This is a genomic window from Microcoleus sp. PH2017_05_CCC_O_A (assembly GCF_020738785.1).
Classification (GTDB): domain Bacteria; phylum Cyanobacteriota; class Cyanobacteriia; order Cyanobacteriales; family Microcoleaceae; genus Microcoleus.
In genome coordinates this window covers 1-3,079 of the sequence record NZ_JAEQCB010000292.1, presented here as the reverse complement: position 1 = coordinate 3,079, position 3,079 = coordinate 1, and the positions used below count along the sequence as shown (strand labels likewise).

Genomic DNA, 3,079 nt, shown 5'->3' with positions numbered 1-3,079 from the left:
CACTACAAACAAATACCAAAGGTTCGTAGTGAGGACTTTAGTCCTTTAATTTCTGCGGACTGAAGTCCTCACTACAAACAAATACCAAAGGTTCGTAGTAAGGACTTTAGTCCTTTAATTTCTGCGGACTGAAGTCCTCACTACAAACAAATACCAAAGGTTCGTAGTAAGGACTTTAGTCCTTGGATTGATGCGGACTGAAGTCCTCACTACAAACCAATCTGTACGATCGCCCTACCGTTTCACCATATTGTGTTCCCACTTCCAAACACAGCTAGAAATCAAATTCGTGCAGACATGAGCTGTAATTGGTACTAACAAATTGCCAGTAGCTAAAACACTGTAACCCAGCAGGAAACCCACAGCCGTCGCCCAAACAGCATAAGGCCACTGATCCATTCCTCCCAAGTGCAGAATGCCGAAACAAAAACTCGATAAAACTAAACCGGTCACATTCAATCCCAAACCAGACAGCATCACGCCTCGAAATAGCAATTCTTCGCTAAGTCCGGGTAGCAGTCCCAGCCAAATTAAATCCGGCCAAAACAAAGGTTTGAGCACTACTTCCAAGTAAATGTCTGCACTCCGGCGATAACCGGGCCAGAGTTGATATACGATCGCACTACCGCCTGTAATTGCCAGTCCGATCGCCAATCCTTTGAACAAATCCATGACGATCAATTTCACGGGCAAAAGCGATACCGATCCAAATATCAACCACAATTTAGCTACCGCCAGCAACATAATTGCTGTCACGCCCATTGCTACTAAAACCTGAGTGCGCGTCAACGGTTCAATTTCGGGATTTTCGGGAAGTTTTTCTGGCACTTAATCAATTTTAGATTTTAGGTTTTAGATTTTAGATTTGTTGAGTTGAGTCAGACAAACACCGCAGGGAGGAGATGTCTGCACCCAAAGAAGCTGGACTAATGCCGGCTCGTAAAGCGACCAATACGCCGATCGCCTCTAAATATGAGTTTACCTGCAAAGCTTTGATTCCGAGTTTTTCTGGGGAAGCTTGCATCTGGGTTTTGTTGTCACCCACAGCAATAATTTGTACTGTCGATCGCCCGCTCAAACTCAGAATAGCACTACCGCCGCACGCTGTGGCCGGTATTACCACCGCATCGACTCGATCCGCCCACAAATCCTGGGATACCGAATCGAAATTTCGCCTGTTTGCATGGAAGTTCTCTCTTGTGGGGCGGGCATCTTGTCCGCCCAATACCTGTGGTAAGCAAGATGCCTGTCCCACACCAGGAGTGACAAATTGCGGTGCTTTGCTAAGCCCTGCAAGCACGCAAGGTAAGAAAGTATAACCGATTTCCTCCGCAGCCGATCGTGGCGAAAGATGTGGATCGAGGGGAAGTGGCGACAGGGCGGGGGCGTGGGCGCAGGGAATTTTAAATGTTCTGACAATGAGGTGACTGATGACTGCTTCCGCGCCTGCGAGGGGATCGACTCCTTTCCCGCGGCGGTAGTTTTCGAGGGCGACGCTACCTTCATCGTCGGGAAATCTGGCCACAACTGCGATCGCCTGGACTTTTGCTTGTGCGATCAATTTGTCGGCGGCGCGCAGTAAACTGTCGGGATTGCCGATCGTCCCCCAGGATGCCCCTGATTCTGAAATGCGTAATTCTACTTGCAGGGGGCGATCGGTCAAAATACAATCAGTTATGTTTAAACCCAATGTAGCTCTAGCAGCATCAACGGCTTGCAAGTGGCGCAATTGTAACTCAGGTTCGATCGCGCAATCCATGATTAAGCCGATGCGATTTTGATGTACCGGTTGCAGGCCCCAGCATCCGGCTGCAAATTTGTCAAGGGCGTAACCTTCGACGTAAAGTGCATTAGGTATCGGCCAATAAAGTTGAGCACCGTTGAGGACGTTGGGGTGAGTAATTAGCGTATCAGAAATTTGGGCGATCGCCCTAGCAACGGGCAGCGCATCGCCTGCAAAGCCCCCAATCGAGGCTCCAACGCCTGTGGGGACTATCAAAACCACTGTTAAAGGGCGGGGCTTCACGCTGCTACGGGGGATGCTTCCACGAGCACGTAGCCTTCTACCAGAGCCTTTTGGCGATCGACATCCACGTCTGTAACGGCCCAGCGCAGGGGTTCGCCGTGTTTTTGCAGTTCAATTTCAATAGCTGAGTGCAGTTCTTCGGCCGTATCGCGGAGGTCTACTTCTGCGGAAATGAAATTAGTGGTCATAGGGCGATCCATAGTGGTTTTACCGCGATCGGTAGCTTAGTCCTAGGATTTACCGAACTGGCGATCGTAAACAATGTCTTCTTTTTCAGTTTCTATCTTCAAGTGCGATCGGGGAAAAGAAACGCAAAGTAACACATAACCTTCAGCCTGAAGTTCCGGACTAACACCCATGCAATCAACCTGCTTAAGTTGACCCTCAACCACCTTAGCAGCGCAAGTAGTACAAACCCCCGAATTGCAAGAGTTGGGCAAATCAATCCCCGCGGCGATCGCAGTTTGCAGAATTGGTTGATCTTCCGGCACTTCTACGGTATAAGTGCTGCCTTGGTGGAGTAATTCAACAGTGTAAGTTTGAGACATATTTCAATTATTGGTTTTAATTCCCAATTGGAATCTACGGTAGATTTGCAAACAAAGCAGAAAACATTGTACCGCTGTTGGTGATTTGGTGCAAGTTGACAAAATTTATAGGAGTTACGCACGGGGGCCTAGAAACCGGGTTTTTTACAAAAATACTTGATTGCAGCCCTTAAATTCTGTAAAAACCCGGTTTCTTTGTAATGACACGCAATATATGTTCACTCACTTAATAACTAATTTCTGCCTTCAACCCAACAACTCATCAACCGCAACACTAAAACCCAGCAGCACTAACTGAGTGCTGATTACGTCACCGGAATTAAACGCTAACTTTTGAGTTTGAGTCATTATCAATATCCAGCAACTTTCTGGAAAAACAATCCAAACTTCCAGACAACCAGAATCCAAATACTCTTGTGCTTTCAAAAAAATCTCTTCCGCAATATCAGTAGGAGAAACAATTTCAGCAATTAACAGCGGACTTTGAGGAAAAGTAGGAACATCG

5 protein-coding genes are annotated in these 3,079 nt (G+C 47.3%); all 5 read right to left on the bottom strand.

What is annotated here, in order from left to right:
* Positions 1-234: 234 nt before the first annotated feature.
* Positions 235-828, bottom strand: coding sequence for a CPBP family intramembrane glutamic endopeptidase (locus JGK20_RS34000; protein ID WP_293180330.1), 594 nt, complete (start codon positions 826-828; stop codon positions 235-237).
* Positions 829-859: 31 nt separating this feature from the next.
* Positions 860-2,026: a DUF3326 domain-containing protein gene (locus JGK20_RS33995; protein WP_293180333.1), complete on the bottom strand. Its 1,167-nt coding sequence runs from the start codon at positions 2,024-2,026 to the stop codon at positions 860-862.
* Positions 2,023-2,214, bottom strand: a complete 192-nt coding sequence (locus JGK20_RS33990; protein WP_293233797.1) for a hypothetical protein — start codon at positions 2,212-2,214, stop codon at positions 2,023-2,025. The genes JGK20_RS33995 and JGK20_RS33990 overlap by 4 nt, the downstream gene beginning before the upstream one ends.
* A gap of 42 nt (positions 2,215-2,256) precedes the next feature.
* The gene (locus JGK20_RS33985) at positions 2,257-2,574 is read right to left on the bottom strand and encodes a 2Fe-2S iron-sulfur cluster-binding protein (RefSeq protein WP_293180336.1); all 318 of its coding nucleotides are present in this window, start codon (positions 2,572-2,574) and stop codon (positions 2,257-2,259) included.
* Positions 2,575-2,820: 246 nt separating this feature from the next.
* A partial coding sequence (locus tag JGK20_RS33980; protein ID WP_293233795.1) for a Uma2 family endonuclease occupies positions 2,821-3,079 on the bottom strand: 259 nt, incomplete at its 5' end.